The organism is Vibrio coralliirubri, assembly GCF_024347375.1.
Taxonomy (GTDB): Bacteria; Pseudomonadota; Gammaproteobacteria; order Enterobacterales; family Vibrionaceae; genus Vibrio; species Vibrio coralliirubri.
Genome location: NZ_AP025470.1, coordinates 3081487 through 3098071, shown reverse-complemented (window position 1 = coordinate 3098071; position 16585 = coordinate 3081487). Strand labels below are relative to the sequence as shown.

Genomic DNA, 16585 nt, shown 5'->3' with positions numbered 1-16585 from the left:
GAGTGGTCTTTTCTAACTACAGAACTACTATGACTCGCTCGCATTGCTTTGTATTGCAACACGACTTTCCTATTACTTTCTACCCTGATAAAAATCAGTTAGTGGTGGATAGTGAAGCGATTCATTTAGAGCCATTGCAGGCAAAGTTGCTCAGCTATTTCATCGAAAATCGCGGGCAAGTGGTTAGCACTCAACAGATAGCCGCGGATGTGTGGCAAAGAACTCAAGTGTCTGACAACTTGGTCAGACAGGTCATCAGCTTACTGCGCAGTCAGCTTCAGGATAAGTCACGCCCATATCGGATTATTCAGACCATTCCTAAGCAAGGTTACCTGTTCGATGTTGAGGTGTTTCAGCCGAGCGTAGAACCAACTCCCGTTGAGGACGTCTCTCTGCCTGAATCTGAATCTGAATCTGAATCTGAACCTTTTGTTGCTAAATCCAAAAAGAAAATCATCGCCCTGATTACAACCGCAGTATTCTCGGTTGGCTTAATAGCAACTTGGGCGTGGCAACCCGATGTCCCAACCAATGACACAGCTGTTATTTCTGCTCATCAAAGTGATGTGATTCCTGTTTATATCCATGACATAACACTCGATTCTGCGAACGATTATGAGATGTCAGAAAGCGTTTATAACTATCTTTTCTACGGGCTGAACTCGGCAAAAAACTTATCGGGTTACCACTTTTCTCAGCTATCGAAGCAGGGCAAGCAATCACTTGCCAATAATGGTGTTGAGCTCAAAGGTTGGCTCAAGCAAAAGGGTGGAGAGTATGTACTGAGCGTGCTTGTACAAAATAACCGCCAACCCAATCAAAGTCAGAAAGTGGAAAAGCGCTTTAGCCAAGATAATTTCTTCGGTGCCATTGGGGATGTGATTCTCGAGATCAAAGCCATTATTGCTCCAATGAGCTCAGAATACGGTGTGGCAAGTCATCGAGTGACCTCTATTGATAACTACGATGATTGGAGTGTTATCTCTGAGGGGATATCGTTGTTCTACCAAGGAAAAGGTGGTCAGCCATTTGAGGAAATAGCACTTCAGTTGGATTCAATTCAACAACAAGGGCGAGATAATTATCTGGTCAATGCGTTACTGTCGTATTCGGAATCTTTGGCTTATTTACAAACTCATGAGCAAGAAGATCGCGAACATGCACTGCAATTGGCAAAGCAAGCCTTCGAGATGAACCCACGTTGTGACATCGCTAACCTTACCTTGGGTCTTGCACTGTTAATCAACCAACATGCCAATCAAGCTTTCCCTTACCTTTTTTATGCGGCCGAAAGTACACCGAGCCCAATCAGTTTTTATCTGCTCAGTGTGGCTGACAAGCTGTCGGACAACCCAAAAGGTTCGCAATACAACTATCAACGCTATACAGAAGTGAAAAAAGAGCATAACGGTCAACTGTTTGATCTTATTGAATATTTATAAAAAACAAACCTTTCCTAAACCACCAAATACGTTTTCAAGCGAAAGTGTTTCGTGAGCGCTGATGGCAACGGCACTTCCGCAAGGTGTCCTTGCGCCAATAGGCTTCTCAACATGTTTGATTATTGTTTGGACTCAGGCTTGATTGCCTTGCATCAAGCGTAAAAACACCGACTTCCACATACTGGTCACCAAATCATTCATTATTTGGGGTATACACATGTTGAAGAAGTTTGCTTTTCAGATCATTCCAATTCAGATCTTCTTATTCGTCTTTTGGTTCAAAAATGGTTTTATCGATAAAGTGATGGGCGTGCTACTTGGCTTCATTACGCCTGAGACCGCTTATGCGGGAGACACTTGGGCTGGTTGGAAAGGTTACATTGTTGGCACTTGGGATAAGAGCCAAATCGGTCATGCTCTGCTGAGCCCAACGTTCGACTTTATGTTCCCGATTCTGATTGCTTTGCAATGTGTGCCGTTTTTATTGGTTCTTCGTTCGGTACTTGCAGGTGAGTTCATGGTTGGCAAAGAGCGTCCATGGTTGCTCTATGCTGCCTTTGCTTCTCTGTTTGTGACGGCTTGTATGGCTTTCACTCAAACCATCACTGGCGCAAGCGACGGGCAGTATCTATGGCAATTTATCGGTTTTGGCATGGTTGCCATTATGTACCTGCGTAATGAGCAAGGTAAGTAGGGTAGCTAGATGCGAGTACACGAGATGCGGGATACGAAGGGTGTCTAGATACGAGTAAACGAGATGCGGGATACTAAGATCAAAAGCGCCCTAGACTGACGAAGGAAGGAGTAGGGAATCTCTGGGCGTTGTGCACTAGGTAGATTCCCTATCCCGCTCGTGCCTCGCAGTAGGGAATGACGGATGTTTAGATACGAGTAAACGAGATGCGGGATACGAAGAGCGTGTTTAGATTTGAGTCAGTTAGATACGAAATATCAAAACGCAGATAATTATAGAGAGTCGCTTTTCGTTACTCGTTTACCCGAATCTCGTATCTGCTTTTGCTTTTGCTTTTGCTTTTGCTTTTCGTTACTCGTTTACCCGAATCCCGTATCTGCTTTTGCTCTTTGTTACTCGTTCACTCGCATCCCGTATCTGTTCCTTAAAAGAAAAAGCCCGCAACCTAGGAGGTTGCGGGCTTTGCTATAAGCGATGTTTATTTTGCTGTTAAGCAGTAAGAGCTAACACGCTACCAGGCAGTACAAGGAATACCGCAACAAGGTAACCAGCCACTACAGCTTTGTTCTTCACAGCCATGTCTGAAATCATGTCTGCCGCTTTAACTGGAAGTTCACGTAGGAACGGGATACCGAAGATGAATACCGTTGCCATGATGTTGAACACCAAGTGTACTAGAGCAATTTGTAGTGCGAATACTGCGAACTCACCAGACACTGCTGTCGCTGCAAGTAGAGCCGTAATACATGTACCGATGTTTGCACCCAGAGTGAATGGGTAAACGTCACGTACTTTAAGAACACCTGAACCTACTAGTGGAACCATCAAGCTTGTTGTCGTAGAAGAAGACTGAACAAGGATAGTCACGATAGAGCCAGAAGCGATACCGTGGATTGGACCACGACCGATTGCGTTCTTTAGAATCTCACGAGCACGACCAACCATTAGGCTCTTCATCAGCTTACCCATTACAGTGATAGCTACGAAGATAGTTGCGATACCTAGAGCGATAAGCATGATACCGCCAACAGTGTCGCCAAATGTTGATAGAGGCTCTTTAATCGCACTTACTACTGGTTTAGTGATTGGCTTGATGAAGTTAAGACCACCCATGCTCATATCACCTGTTGCTAGCATCGGAGATACCAACCAGTGAGAAATCTTCTCTAGAATACCAAACGCCATCTCTAGTGGAAGGAAGATAGCAACGGCTAATAGGTTAAAGAAGTCGTGGATTGTCGCACTTGCGAATGCACGTTTGAACTCTTCTTTACAACGAACGTGACCAAGGCTAACTAGCGTATTGGTTACCGTAGTACCAATGTTAGCACCCATGATCATAGGAATAGCTAGCTCAACAGGTAAACCACCTGCCACAAGGCCAACGATAATTGAAGTAACTGTACTTGATGATTGAATAAGCGCTGTTGCTACTAAACCAATCATTAAGCCTGCAACTGGGTGTGAAGCAAATTCGAAAAGAACCTTTGCTTGCTCGCCTGTTGCCCATTTGAAGCCTGTACCAACCATTGAAACTGAAAGTAATAGTAGGTAAAGCATGAATGCCAAGTTAGCCCAGCGTAGCCAACGAGTAGTGCTCGAGATAGGCGCTGCTGCAGTAGTAGCTTGGTTCATAATGTTTTCTCCATTGGACCGTTTAAGTCTGTGTTTGGTCTGTTTGTTTAATCTGAGCGTGATGTTAGAGGGGAAATATTTCAGTAATATTACATTTTGGTTTAGGTCGGACTTTTTTGTGATGATTTACTCTTTAAATATTCCTAAAGCTAATGTGGTTATTTTAAGTTGTTGTTTTAATTTGATTTTTAACGGTAATTCTATAGGTGATATAGATCTTAAAAGTTAAAGAAAAATTGAAAATAATCGCTGAAATATTACATTATGAAATCAGACACTTCGAAAAAATAAGTGGTAAATCCATGTTTGTTTAGGTTTTTCCGAGTTTGTTGAGTGGCGGTGTCATATTTGATATAAAAGGGTATCTACTCTTTTATTACGGCACATCTATGTCGCATCTCAACTACAACCATCTGTATTACTTCTGGATGGTTTGCAAGCAAGGCTCTGTTACTAAAGCTGCAGAAGCCCTATTTCTAACACCACAAACGGTTACGGGGCAGATAAAAGCCTTGGAAGAGCGCATGGATGGCAAGTTGACCAAGCGTAATGGCCGCAGTGTTGAGCCTACAGAGCTTGGGCAGCTGGTCTTTAAATATGCCGATCGTATGTTTGGCCTGAGTTACGAGATGCTGGATATCGTGAATTACAGCCAGCACTCCAATATTCTGTTTGATGTTGGCGTCGCGGATGCGCTCTCTAAAAGACTCGTCAGTAAGATACTGATGTCGACCATACCTCCAGATAACAGCATTCATTTACGTTGTTTTGAATCGACCCATGAAATGCTACTTGAGCAACTCTCTCAACATAAGCTCGATATGATTTTGTCTGACTGTCCGGTGGACTCTAGTCAAAGCCCGGGCCTGTTCAGTAAAAAGTTGGGTGAGAGTGGAATGAGCTTTTTCAGTTCAGGTCAGGTTGAAGGTGTTAATTTCCCTGCTGTATTGGAGCAAAGAAAGCTTTTGATCCCTGGTAGCCGAACCTCAATGGGGCGTAAAGTGCTGCAATGGTTTGATAGACAAGGACTTAAGCCAGATATTTTAGGTGAGTTTGATGATGCCGCATTGATGAAGGCTTTTGCTCGTTATCATCATGACGCAATATTCTTAGCACCGACGCTTTATATGTCTGAAGTGGAAGAAGACACATCACTGCAACTATTAGGCGGTATTGAAGAGTTAAAAGAGGAGTACTACGTCATATTTGCTGAGAGGATGATCCAACATCCAGCAGTAAAAAACGTATGTGACGCAGATTTTAGCAAATTGTTCGAATGAGTTAGTTTGTTAATGAATTGATATCGATTATCATAGCTCCACCATATGCCGGAAATACTGATAGCCCGTAGTTGGCGTAAAGGTTGTAGGGAGCCAAACTATGAACTTAAAAGAGATGGAGAAGAACTCAGCACAAGCTGTGATTCTACTCAAAGCCATGGCTAACGAGCGTCGCTTACAGATTTTGTGCCTATTACATGGTACTGAACTGTCGGTTGGGGAGCTGTGTGGCAAGTTGGAACTGAGTCAGTCTGCTTTATCTCAACATCTTGCTTGGTTGAGAAGAGATGGTTTGGTCGAAACTCGCAAAGAAGCTCAAACTGTGTATTACACATTGAGTAGTGAAGAAGTAAAAGCGATGATTAACCTACTGCATGGTATTTACTGCAAGTAGCTTATTGCTGGTGGGAGGGGGATTTCTTATCAGCGATAGAATGACACAAGGAAGTGTTAGTATTTCACATTGAACGTTAGTGTTTACCTATTTACCTATCTACCTATCTACCTATCTACCTATCTACCTATCTACGTACCAATTTGCATCTCTATTTATTTTTCTGATTGTTTGTTTTATCTATCTGCTTAAATTGTTTATCGGTCAGAAAAACGGCTGTTAGCACGTAAAATAAAAGCGTTACTCAAAATTTAGATATAAAAAAACCGGCCTAGGCCGGTTTTTTTCGTTTTGCGTTGTAATCAAATTTCTATTAAAGAGCTTTGATTGCAGCAGCGAAACGAGACTTATGACGTGCAGCTTTATTCTTATGAATAAGGCCTTTAGTCGCCATACGGTCAAGAAGTGGTGTAACTTCTACAAGAGCAGCAGTTGCAGCTTCTTTATCACCAGCTGCGATAGCTGCGATAGTCTTTTTCATGTAAGTGCGCATCATAGAACGACGGCTAGCATTGTGCTGGCGACGTTTCTCAGCTTGGATAGCGCGCTTCTTAGCAGATTTACTGTTTGCCAAGGGTCTAACTCCCAAAAACTTAGTTCGGTGACAATTTAAGGGCGAGGACTATCCCTCATTAGCGCTTAATTGTCAAATGATTTGTGCAAAAACCAATCGTAGCCAAACAAACTTTGGTATGGAAAGGTCATCGCGGTTAAGATGGCGGGGATTCTAACAGCATTTTTAGACCAATGCTAATAAATATGCTTCTTAGGACAGGATAGTATTTATCCTCGCTTGAAAGTAATCAACCAGTGTCAGAGGTTTCTGTGAGTAAACGACTATTAAAGTCAGGCCTGATTGTCAGCGCAATGACTTTTGTTTCCCGTGTATTGGGGCTAGTACGTGATGTAGTAGTAGCAAATTTGATGGGGGCAGGAGCGAGTGCCGACGTATTTTTCTTCGCTAATAAAATTCCTAATTTCTTACGTCGACTTTTTGCAGAAGGTGCGTTTTCTCAAGCGTTTGTTCCTGTATTAACGGAATATCACGCCGCAGGCGATAAAGATAAGACACGAGATTTAATTGCTAAGGTGTCGGGTACGCTCGGGGTCTTAGTTTCTATTGTCACCGTTATCGGGGTGTTGGGCTCTGGTGTGATCACCGCGATGTTTGGGGCAGGTTGGTTTATCGACTGGCTAAATGATGGCCCATCAGCGCCAAAATTTGAGCTAGCGAGCTTTATGCTCAAGATTACCTTTCCTTATTTATGGTTTATCACCTTCGTTGCGTTATCTGGTGCGATTCTTAATACATTAGGTAAGTTTGCGGTCTCTTCTTTTACGCCTGTGTTCTTGAACGTGATGATCATAGGCGCTGCATGGTTTATCTCACCTAATTTAGAACAACCAGAAATTGGTTTAGCTATTGGTGTGTTTCTTGGTGGCTTAGTCCAATTCCTTTTCCAAATGCCTTTCTTGATCAAAGCGGGTGTATTGGTTAAGCCGAAGTGGGGTTGGCGAGATCCGGGTGTGGTTAAGATCCGCACATTAATGATCCCTGCTCTGTTCGGTGTATCGGTCAGTCAAATCAACTTATTGTTTGATACCTTTATTGCCAGCTTCCTCGCAACAGGCTCTATCAGTTGGTTGTACTACTCAGACCGACTGCTTGAATTTCCTCTCGGTTTATTCGGTATCGCGATTGCGACTGTGATTCTTCCTGCTTTATCTCGTAAACACGTAGATGCTCAAGGGGAAGGATTCGCGCATACCATGGACTGGGGCGTGCGCATGGTTTTGCTGCTTGGTATTCCTGCGATGTTAGGTCTTATCGTTTTAGCTAAACCAATGCTAATGGTGCTATTCATGCGCGGTGAGTTCTCTCCACACGATGTACAGCAGGCATCGATGTCATTGGTAGCTTACGCATCAGGCTTGCTTAACTTCATGTTGATTAAAGTTTTAGCTCCGGGTTATTACTCTCGCCAAGATACCAAGACACCGGTTAAGTACGGCATTATCGCTATGGTGACCAATATGGTGTTTAACGCGATTTTCGCTTATTTCTATGGCTATGTGGGTTTGGCGATTGCGACGGCACTGTCTGCCTTTGTGAATATGGCGTTGTTATATCGAGGATTACACCTTGCGGGTGTGTATCAATTAACTAAGACAACCTTGTTGTTCAGTGCCAAATTAATTATCTCAGGTGTGGTGATGGTAGCGGCTATTTTATGGCAGCTGGATAATATGCAACATTGGCTTGAATGGAGCTTTAGCCAGAGAGCGCTGACATTAACAGGCTTGATTGGACTTGGTGGCTTTGTTTATATTGTTTCGGTACTGATTTTAGGTATCCGAGTAAAACATTTAAAAGCAGCGACAGATTAATACTGATTAGTATATAATCCGTCGGTTTCACACAATAAATGATGCAAATAACAGGTTTTAGCTGATCATAATGGAACTGATCCGAGGTATACACAATATTAAAGCGCAGCATCATGGCTGTGTATTAACCATAGGTAACTTCGATGGTGTTCATTTAGGACATCAAGAGGTTCTGAGTCAGGTTTCTAAACAAGCTGCAGCATTAGGGCTACCTTCTGTTGTTATGACGTTTGAGCCGCAGCCTATGGAGCTGTTTGCCCGAGATAGAGCGCCAGCACGTTTAACTCGCTTACGAGATAAATACGTGCAATTGAGCAAGCTAGATATCAGTCGCTTATTGTGTGTTAATTTTAATCAGTATTTTGCAAGTTTATCCGCGGAAGCGTTCATTAAGGATCTTTTGGTTGATAAGCTTGGTGTGAAGTTCTTGGTGGTTGGTGACGATTTTTGCTTTGGTAAAGGTCGCACTGGCAATTTCGCTATGCTCAAAGAGGCGGGCGAGAAGTACGGTTTTGAGGTGGTCAGCACCCAAAGCTATTGCTTAAACCAATTACGAGTAAGCAGTACTGAGATACGAAATGCATTAGCGGTCGATGACTTGGCTGCAAGTGCTACCATGTTAGGACGTGATTACAGTATTAGTGGTCGAGTGTCCCATGGTCGAAAACTAGGGAGAACTATCGGTTTCCCTACCGCTAATATTCCATTAAAGCGTTGTGTTTCTCCTGTATCGGGAGTGTATGTTGTTGAAGCTTTGGATATCGACGGTGTTCCTGTCGGTGGCGTGGCTAATATTGGACAACGACCAACAGTTAATGGGGTAAGGCAGCAATTAGAAGTGCACTTTTTTGACTTTAAAGCCAATTTATATGGTAAACAGTTAGAAGTACGACTTTTGCACAAACTGCGCGACGAGATAAAATTTGAATCGTTCGACGCACTAAAGAATCAAATAGAATTGGATGCTGAAGCCGCAAGGGTGTGGCTGCTTCAGCTAAAGAATTAATCGGATGATTCCACCGATTAACATAATGTCTAACTTCGCCCAATATAACGGAATTAAGAATCGATGAGTGATTATAAAGATACCCTGAACTTACCAGAAACAGGGTTCCCAATGCGCGGCAATCTGGCAAATCGTGAGCCAGAAATGCTGAAGCGTTGGTACAAAGAAGATCTTTACGGCGAAATCCGTAAGGCAAAGAAAGGTAAAAAATCTTTCGTACTGCATGATGGCCCTCCATACGCGAACGGCGACATTCACATTGGCCACGCGCTGAATAAGATTCTTAAAGACATTATTATCAAATCTAAGACCCTTTCTGGTTTTGATGCACCGTACATCCCTGGTTGGGACTGTCACGGTCTTCCAATCGAGCTAATGGTTGAGAAGAAGAAAGGTAAGCCTGGTCAGAAGATTTCGGCTGCTGAATTCCGCGAAGAGTGTCGTAAGTACGCTGCGGGTCAAGTTGAAGGTCAGAAAGAGAGCTTCAAACGTCTTGGCATCATGGGCGAGTGGGACAAACCTTACCGCACTATGGATTTCGGCACTGAAGCGAACATCATTCGTTCTCTTGGCAAAATCGCAGATAAAGGTCACCTTCTTAAAGGTTTCAAGCCAGTTCACTGGTGTACTGACTGTGGTTCTGCTCTGGCTGAAGCTGAAGTTGAATACAAAGATAAAGTTTCTCCATCTATCGATGTGAAATTTACAGCAGCTGACGAAGCGGCTCTTCTAGAGAAATTTACTCTAGCTGAAGGCCACGCGGGCCAGGGCGAAATCTCTATCGTTATCTGGACAACAACACCATGGACTCTGCCTGCTAACCGCGCAGTATGTCTACGTGATGATCTTGAATACGTGCTTATCCAAGTTGAAGCGAATGGCGACCAGCCTGCTCAACGTATCGTTGTTGCTTCTGAACTAGCAAAAGACGTAATGGATCGTGCAGGTATCGAGCACTTCCATAACCTTGGTTTTGCTACAGGTGCTGATCTTGAGCTTTCTCAGTTCAACCACCCGTTCTACGACTTTACTGTTCCTGCAGTTCTTGGCGATCACGTAACAACGGATTCAGGTACTGGTGTGGTTCACACTGCGCCTGGCCACGGTCAAGAGGATTTCGTGGTTGGTAAGAAGTACAACCTAGAAATCGCTAACCCAGTTGGTTCAAACGGCGTTTACCTGCCAGATACTGAGCTATTTGCTGGTCAGCACGTATTCAAAGCGAACGACTCTGTTTTAGAAGTTCTAAAAGAGAAAGGTGCACTTCTGCATCACCACGCTTACGAGCACAGCTACCCACACTGTTGGAGACACAAAACTCCAATCATCTTCCGCGCAACACCACAATGGTTCATCTCTATGGATCAAGCTGGCCTACGTGCTAAAGCACTAGAGTCAATTAAGAGTGTTGAGTGGTTGCCTGAATGGGGTCAAAGCCGTATCGAAGGTATGGTTGAAGGTCGCCCTGAGTGGTGTATCTCTCGTCAACGTACTTGGGGTGTGCCAATTGCTCTGTTCGTTCATAAAGAAACAGCAGAACTTCACCCAGAAAGCCCAGCACTTATTGAAAAAGTAGCGAAGCTAGTTGAAGAGAAAGGCATTCAAGCTTGGTGGGATGTAGACGCTGCTGAACTTATGGGCGCAGAAGACGCTGATAAGTACGAAAAAGTAATGGATACGCTAGACGTATGGTTCGACTCAGGTGTTACGCACTTCTCTGTTGTTGACTCTCGTGAAGAGTACAACTTCCCTAATGAAGAGCGTACTCACAGTGCTGATCTTTACCTTGAAGGTTCAGACCAACACCGTGGCTGGTTCCAGTCTTCTCTAATTTCATCTATCGCGATGAAAGACGAAGCACCGTACAAGCAAGTACTAACACACGGTTTCGTGGTGGATGGTAACGGCCGTAAGATGTCTAAATCTATCGGTAACGTTGTTGCTCCTAAAGACGTAACCAACAAGCTAGGTGCAGATATCCTGCGTCTATGGGTTGCTTCTACAGACTACACAGGTGAAGTTGCGGTTTCTGATGAAATCCTGAAACGTTCAGCAGATGCTTACCGTCGTATTCGTAACACAGCTCGTTTCTTCCTAGCGAACTTGAACGGTTTCAACCCTGAAACTGACCTAGTACCTGCTGAAGATATGGTTGCACTTGATCGCTGGGCTGTTGGCCGTGCTCAAGCTGCACAAGAAGAGATTGTTAAAGCATACGGTGAGTACAACACTCACGGTGTGACTCAACGTCTAATGCAGTTCTGTTCTATCGAAATGGGTTCTTTCTACCTAGACGTAATTAAAGACCGTCAGTACACAGCGAAGCAGGGCAGCCATGCTCAACGTAGCTGTCAAACGGCGCTTTACTACATCGTAGAAGCTCTAGTTCGTTGGATGGCTCCTATCATGTCGTTCACTGCAGATGAAATCTGGAATGAAATGCCAGGTGAGCGCGACACGTTCGTATTCACAGGTGAATGGTTCGAAGGTCTATTTGGTCTTGCAGAAGGCGAAGAGCTAAGCAACGAATTCTGGACTGAAATCCAGTCTGTTCGTGGCGCAGTGAATAAGCTTCTTGAAGATGCTCGTAAAGAGAAAACGATCGGTGGCGCACTGCAAGCTGAAGTTACTCTATACGCTGACGATGCACTAGCGGCTAAAATCAACAAGCTAGAAGATGAGCTACGTTTCGTACTTATCACTTCTGCAGCTGTTGTTAAGCCACTGAGCGAGAAGTCTGAAGCGGCGCAAGCGACAGACGTTGCTGGTCTATTCGTTGAAGTTGCGGCTACTGAAGCTGAGAAGTGTGACCGTTGCTGGCACCACACTCCAGATGTAGGCACTATCGAAGGTCACGAGAAAGTTTGTGGTCGTTGTGTGTCGAACATCGACGGTGAAGGCGAAGTGCGTAAGTTCGCATAACGACTCAGAGAAAGACTGAACTTTTTGTAAAAATCATAGCCCCAGTATCAACTGGGGTTATTTTTAGTTATAGGAAATGTGTTTAACCAAGTTGGTAATCAAGATCACGTAAGGTGACTAACAATGAATACCAACTTCGTAAATACTAGGAATAGAAATGAGTGAAGTTTCGTTAAAACAATCTGGTGTACGTTGGTTATGGTTGGCTCTATTGGTCTTCTTGGCTGATATCGGCATTAAACTCTTTGTCATGGACAATATGGGTTACGGCTGGGCAAACCGTATTGAGGTGCTGCCATTCTTTAACTTTTTGTACGTGCATAACTACGGTGCAGCGTTTAGCTTCTTGAGTGATCAAAGTGGTTGGCAGCGTTGGTTATTTACGGGTATCGCATTTGCGGTAACAGGTATGCTGACGTACTGGATGAGCAAACTACCAGCAGCAGAGAAGTGGAATAACATTGCTTATGCGATCATCATTGGTGGCGCGGTAGGTAATGTGTTTGACCGAGTAGTACACGGCTTTGTTGTCGATTACTTAGACTTCTACTGGGGCACTTACCACTGGCCTGCATTTAACTTAGCGGATATGGGAATCTGTATCGGTGCTGCGATGATCATCTTAGATGGTTTCCGTAAGAAAGACGAAAGCAAATAGCTTGCCTCAAAGTCAGTCTATGACTCACAGAATAGAATAGCCCTAAGCGCTGTCGGTTGATTCCGACGGCGCTTTTTTTTATGCTGCAATTAATATCAATCGTAGTAAATAACTACTCTCCCTAGTTTGCTAAAAGCCTCGATAACTTCGTTAGAATTTTTGATTGTAGAATAACTACTTATCGAAAAATTCTGCCTTGTTCTCAAGCCTTTTCCCTGAACTATGTCTGAGTACTTACTTACTGTGATTGATATGATATGAGAGCGAAGCAAATTGCGTTCTCAAATAATAAAGAAATCTAAGGAAAGTAACGTGGCAGCAATTAAAAATGATTCAGCAGTAACTCTACATTTTACGATTAAAATGAAGGATGGTTCAGTTGCCGATAGTACGGAAAATATGGGCAAGCCAGCGAAGTTCGTCATGGGCGATGGCAGCCTAAGTGAGAACTTTGAAGCGTGCTTACTTGGACTTGAAGCCGGCACTGAAAAGTCTATCGAACTGAAAGCGGAAGACGCGTTTGGTATGCCAAACCCAGATCATATTCACTATATGGATCGTGCTAAGTTTGTTGGCGACTCTGAAGTTGAAGTGGGCACTATCATGGCATTTTCAGGTCCTGACGGTATGGAAATTCCAGGTATTATTACTGAGATCGCAGGTGATTCAGTTACGGTTGATTTTAATCACCCGCTCGCTGGTCAAGACGTTACCTTTGACGTCAACATCTTAACGGTAGAATAACTCTCTTAACGTTAGAATAGCACTGCCTTACACCAGTGACACACAACCCAGAGCTTCACTGTCTAGACGCTTCACTGTAGAATGCGAACCTCGCTGACGGCGAACTCTATAGAAACAACCTTAGTACCGCGGTAAATGATGAGCAATGAAATGAAAATAATGTTAGCTAACCCTCGTGGCTTTTGTGCCGGTGTCGATCGTGCGATCAGCATCGTAGAGCGTGCACTTGAAATGTATCAGCCACCGATCTATGTTCGCCATGAAGTGGTACACAACCGCTTTGTTGTTGAGGGGCTCAAGCAGCGTGGTGCTATTTTTGTCGAAGAACTGAGTGAAGTGCCAGACGACAACATCGTGATCTTCTCGGCTCACGGTGTCTCTCAAGCGGTTCGTAAAGAAGCGAAAGAGCGTGAGTTAACGGTATTTGATGCGACGTGTCCTTTGGTGACTAAAGTTCATATGGAGGTTGCTCGTGCGAGCCGCAAACATATGGAAGTAGTACTGATCGGTCACGCGGGTCACCCTGAGGTTGAAGGCACCATGGGTCAGTACTCGAGCCAAACGGGTGGAATGTACTTGGTTGAGAAGCCTGAGGACGTACAGAACCTCGTGGTGAATGATCCAAGTAACCTGCACTACGTGAGCCAAACAACGTTGTCAGTTGATGAAACTGCAGACGTGATTGAAGAGCTACGTCGAGTGTTCCCTGAGATTCAAGGTCCACGTAAAGACGACATCTGTTACGCGACTCAAAACCGTCAAGACGCAGTGCGTGAGATGGCGAATGACGTTGATGTAGTGATTGTTGTTGGTTCTAAGAACTCATCTAACTCAACTCGTCTAAAAGAGCTGGCTGAGAAGCTAGGTACGCCAGGCTACCTAACGGACTGTCCTGAAGACATTCAAACAGAGTGGGTTGAAGGGAAAAAGAAAATCGGTGTAACAGCCGGTGCTTCTGCTCCTGAAGAGTTGGTAAACCAAATCTTAGATCGTATCCGTGAGCTGGGTGCGACTGACGTTGAAGAGATCCAAGGTCGTGAAGAGAACATGTTCTTCGAAGTGCCAAAAGAGCTACAGATTAAGCAAGTCGACTAATCTCTATTGATTAGTGACACCATCGATGCGTGATACTAGCGATTCGTAAACACTATCGATTTGTAAACAGTAGAAAGCCAACGTTGATTGAAGTGACCCCGTAAAGTTGGACATTTCTGTTAAGCGGCTTTCAAGGCCTGAGTTCGATATTCTATCGGAGTCAGGCCTTTTAGTTTCACTTTTATACGTTTGGTATTGTAGTACTCGATGTATTCTTTAATCTGCTCTATCAGAGCATCTGCATCTTCAAAGCTTTGGTTGTGATACATCTCGGTTTTGAGTAAAGCAAAAAAGTTTTCAGCAACAGCATTATCCAAGCAGTTACCTTTTCTCGACATGCTTTGCGTTAACCCACTCTCCGCTACCTTTTTCTGATACTGTCGATGGCGATATTGCCAACCTTGATCGCTATGTATAATTGGCTTTGAGTTGGGTTTAAGCGTTGATATAGCTTCCGTCAGCATATCTGTGACAAGCGGCAAGCAGGCATTTTTGGCCACTCTATAAGCAACCACCTCCTGAGTAAACAAGTCGACAACGGGAGATAAGTATACTTTCTGCTCTTTGACTTTGAACTCCGTGACATCAGTTACCCACTTTTCATCGGGTTGAGTCGCACTAAAATCTCTTTCAAGAACGTTGGGAGCAGCTTTTCCTGACTCTCCTCGGTATGAACGATACTTTTTAATCCTGACCGTCGATTTAAGGTTGAGCTGAGCCATAAGCCTTTGAACCGTTTTGTGATTAAGCACGAACCCCTGATTCTTTAGTTCCAAGTGAATACGGCGGTAGCCGTATCGCCCCTTATGTTCATGATAAATTGACTTTATCAACCGCAGCTCACGTTCGTAGCTATTTTGGCGCTTGCTCGTTTGAGCCTGATAATAAAAGACACTTTTTGCCAACTGTAGAGTGTGCAGTAAGTGCTTTAATGGGTACTTGCCTTTAAGAGTTAGAGCTATGACCGCTTTTTCTTTGTTCGACGGTTTTTTTTCTGCTCCAACTCTTCCAACTTTTTTAGAACGGCATTCTCGGTTCGTAAGTAGACCAACTCCTCTTTTAGCTCCTCAAGTGTCATTTCATTATCAGGCTTAGTGGTACGTTGAGGTTGCTGTTTCATTGAGGGTCTTCCTTTCTGGCGCATTTCGAGCCCCTTGATACCGAGCTCATTAAATCGTTTAAGCCAGACAGAGAGTATTCCAGGGGATGAGAGGTTTAATACAGCGCTAGTGTGCGTGAGAGACCATTCATTCGTCCACATTAAATTCAATGCTTTTCGTTTTGTTTGAGCAGTCGCGGCATGATTAGTTGGTAAAAATGAATCAGTACCATGGATGGCAAAGACTTGAGCCCAATACCGTATCTGCCTTGAAGAAATTGAATATTGTTTTGCTAAGTAGAGAGATGACGTGCCATCTAAGTATTGCTTAGCAATGATACATTTTAGCTCTCGGCTATATTTGGACATAAAAAGACCCCCAATAATTGGTGTCCAACTATTGGGGGTCAGTTCATGATACGTTGGCTTTTTTGATCGTGCTTTGGAACTAGGCGTCGAACTTCTAACGCTTTACTGGAGACCGAGTTGCTCTTTTAAAGTCTTTAAGTAGCGACGACTGACCGGCACTTCAAAGCCAGTCAGGGTAATGATCTCCGCTAATCCATTCTCTAACAGTTTGATCTCTTGGATTGATTTTATGTTGATCAAATATTGGCGATGACAGCGGATCAAATCGGTTTTTTCTTCCAAGATCTTTAGCGTTAACTGTGAGGTCGCGGTTTGCGATGAGCTGCGAACATGCACACCACTGATATCGGAATAGGCGCACTCGACCGTTTGGCTTGCCATGATCACAATGCGGTTATGACCGATACACGGTATCTGCTCTAAGTGACAGGGAGCAATTGCTGAGATGTTCTGTTCTGGTGCTTTTTGATTTTGTTTGATGACCTTGTTCAGGCGACAAACGCTCTTGTTTAATCGACAAGGCTCGACTGGCTTAAGTAGGTAATCAAAAGCGTTATCTTCAAAGGCTTGAATCGCATATTGGTCGTAGGCGGTGACGAATACCACGTAAGGCATGGTGTCAGGGTCAAGCATGCTTAACAGTTCAATCCCGGTAACCTGCGGCATTTGGATATCCAAATACACGACATCAGGCTTGAGTAGGTTGATCTGTTTCAGTCCTTCGATGGCGTTACTTGCTTGGCCTATGATTTCCACTTCTCCGGTTTCGGTCAGCAGCTCAATCAGCTCTTCGCGAGCAAAAAGCTCATCATCGACAACTAATGCCTTTAACATCCTACAATCTTCATCTTGGTTCTAT

General features: G+C 44.0%; 15 protein-coding genes. 10 read left to right on the top strand and 5 right to left on the bottom strand.

The window, feature by feature from the left end; all coding sequences use genetic code 11:
* Window positions 1-29: 29 nt before the first annotated feature.
* Window positions 30-1442: a winged helix-turn-helix domain-containing protein gene (locus OCV20_RS14080; RefSeq protein WP_086773744.1), complete on the top strand. Its 1413-nt coding sequence runs from the start codon at window positions 30-32 to the stop codon at window positions 1440-1442.
* Between the two features lie 217 nt (window positions 1443-1659).
* Window positions 1660-2136, top strand: a complete 477-nt coding sequence (locus tag OCV20_RS14075) for a hypothetical protein (RefSeq protein ID WP_086773743.1) — start codon at window positions 1660-1662, stop codon at window positions 2134-2136.
* 489 nt (window positions 2137-2625) lie between these two features.
* Here the strand turns inward: OCV20_RS14075 and OCV20_RS14070 are convergent, their stop codons facing one another.
* Window positions 2626-3771: a Na/Pi symporter gene (locus tag OCV20_RS14070; RefSeq protein ID WP_050646294.1), complete on the bottom strand. Its 1146-nt coding sequence runs from the start codon at window positions 3769-3771 to the stop codon at window positions 2626-2628.
* A 389-nt stretch (window positions 3772-4160) separates the two neighbouring features.
* Here OCV20_RS14070 and nhaR point away from each other — a divergent pair, with 389 nt between their 5' ends.
* Both nhaR and OCV20_RS14060 read left to right on the top strand, forming a co-directional pair.
* On the top strand, window positions 4161-5051 hold the full coding sequence (nhaR, locus tag OCV20_RS14065) for a transcriptional activator NhaR (RefSeq protein WP_048615016.1): 891 nt from the start codon (window positions 4161-4163) through the stop codon (window positions 5049-5051).
* Between the two features lie 100 nt (window positions 5052-5151).
* Window positions 5152-5445, top strand: a complete 294-nt coding sequence (locus OCV20_RS14060) for an ArsR/SmtB family transcription factor (RefSeq protein ID WP_004735028.1) — start codon at window positions 5152-5154, stop codon at window positions 5443-5445.
* 313 nt (window positions 5446-5758) lie between these two features.
* Here the strand turns inward: OCV20_RS14060 and rpsT are convergent, their stop codons facing one another.
* Window positions 5759-6019, bottom strand: coding sequence for a 30S ribosomal protein S20 (gene rpsT, locus OCV20_RS14055; protein WP_004739529.1), 261 nt, complete (start codon window positions 6017-6019; stop codon window positions 5759-5761).
* A gap of 251 nt (window positions 6020-6270) precedes the next feature.
* Here rpsT and murJ point away from each other — a divergent pair, with 251 nt between their 5' ends.
* The 6 genes from murJ (at window position 6271) to ispH (ending at window position 14258) form a co-directional block, all read left to right on the top strand.
* Window positions 6271-7833 carry a murein biosynthesis integral membrane protein MurJ gene (gene murJ / locus OCV20_RS14050; RefSeq protein ID WP_032545655.1) on the top strand — a complete coding sequence of 521 codons (1563 nt, stop codon included), beginning with the start codon at window positions 6271-6273 and terminating at the stop codon, window positions 7831-7833.
* A gap of 70 nt (window positions 7834-7903) precedes the next feature.
* Complete coding sequence (gene ribF / locus OCV20_RS14045) at window positions 7904-8839, top strand: bifunctional riboflavin kinase/FAD synthetase (RefSeq protein WP_017062867.1); 936 nt, start codon at window positions 7904-7906, stop codon at window positions 8837-8839.
* A gap of 63 nt (window positions 8840-8902) precedes the next feature.
* Window positions 8903-11761 (top strand): isoleucine--tRNA ligase, encoded by a 2859-nt coding sequence (gene ileS / locus OCV20_RS14040; protein WP_086773740.1) that lies wholly within the window; start codon window positions 8903-8905, stop codon window positions 11759-11761.
* Window positions 11762-11918: 157 nt separating this feature from the next.
* Window positions 11919-12419, top strand: a complete 501-nt coding sequence (gene lspA, locus OCV20_RS14035; protein WP_004735054.1) for a signal peptidase II — start codon at window positions 11919-11921, stop codon at window positions 12417-12419.
* A gap of 312 nt (window positions 12420-12731) precedes the next feature.
* Entirely contained in the window at window positions 12732-13163 is a 432-nt protein-coding gene (gene fkpB / locus OCV20_RS14030; RefSeq protein ID WP_017062866.1) for an FKBP-type peptidyl-prolyl cis-trans isomerase, read from the top strand.
* Between the two features lie 138 nt (window positions 13164-13301).
* Window positions 13302-14258 (top strand): 4-hydroxy-3-methylbut-2-enyl diphosphate reductase, encoded by a 957-nt coding sequence (gene ispH / locus OCV20_RS14025; RefSeq protein WP_086773842.1) that lies wholly within the window; start codon window positions 13302-13304, stop codon window positions 14256-14258.
* A 119-nt stretch (window positions 14259-14377) separates the two neighbouring features.
* Here ispH and OCV20_RS14020 read toward each other — a convergent pair whose 3' ends face one another.
* The 3 genes from OCV20_RS14020 to btsR form a co-directional block, all read right to left on the bottom strand.
* Window positions 14378-15220, bottom strand: a complete 843-nt coding sequence (locus OCV20_RS14020; protein ID WP_108721729.1) for an IS3 family transposase — start codon at window positions 15218-15220, stop codon at window positions 14378-14380.
* Complete coding sequence (locus OCV20_RS14015) at window positions 15217-15726, bottom strand: helix-turn-helix domain-containing protein (RefSeq protein WP_086774936.1); 510 nt, start codon at window positions 15724-15726, stop codon at window positions 15217-15219. Before OCV20_RS14015 ends, OCV20_RS14020 begins: the two co-directional genes overlap by 4 nt.
* A gap of 102 nt (window positions 15727-15828) precedes the next feature.
* A complete protein-coding gene (gene btsR, locus OCV20_RS14010) occupies window positions 15829-16560 on the bottom strand; it encodes a two-component system response regulator BtsR (RefSeq protein WP_017106772.1) in 732 nt (243 codons plus the stop codon).
* Window positions 16561-16585: the final 25 nt, after the last annotated feature.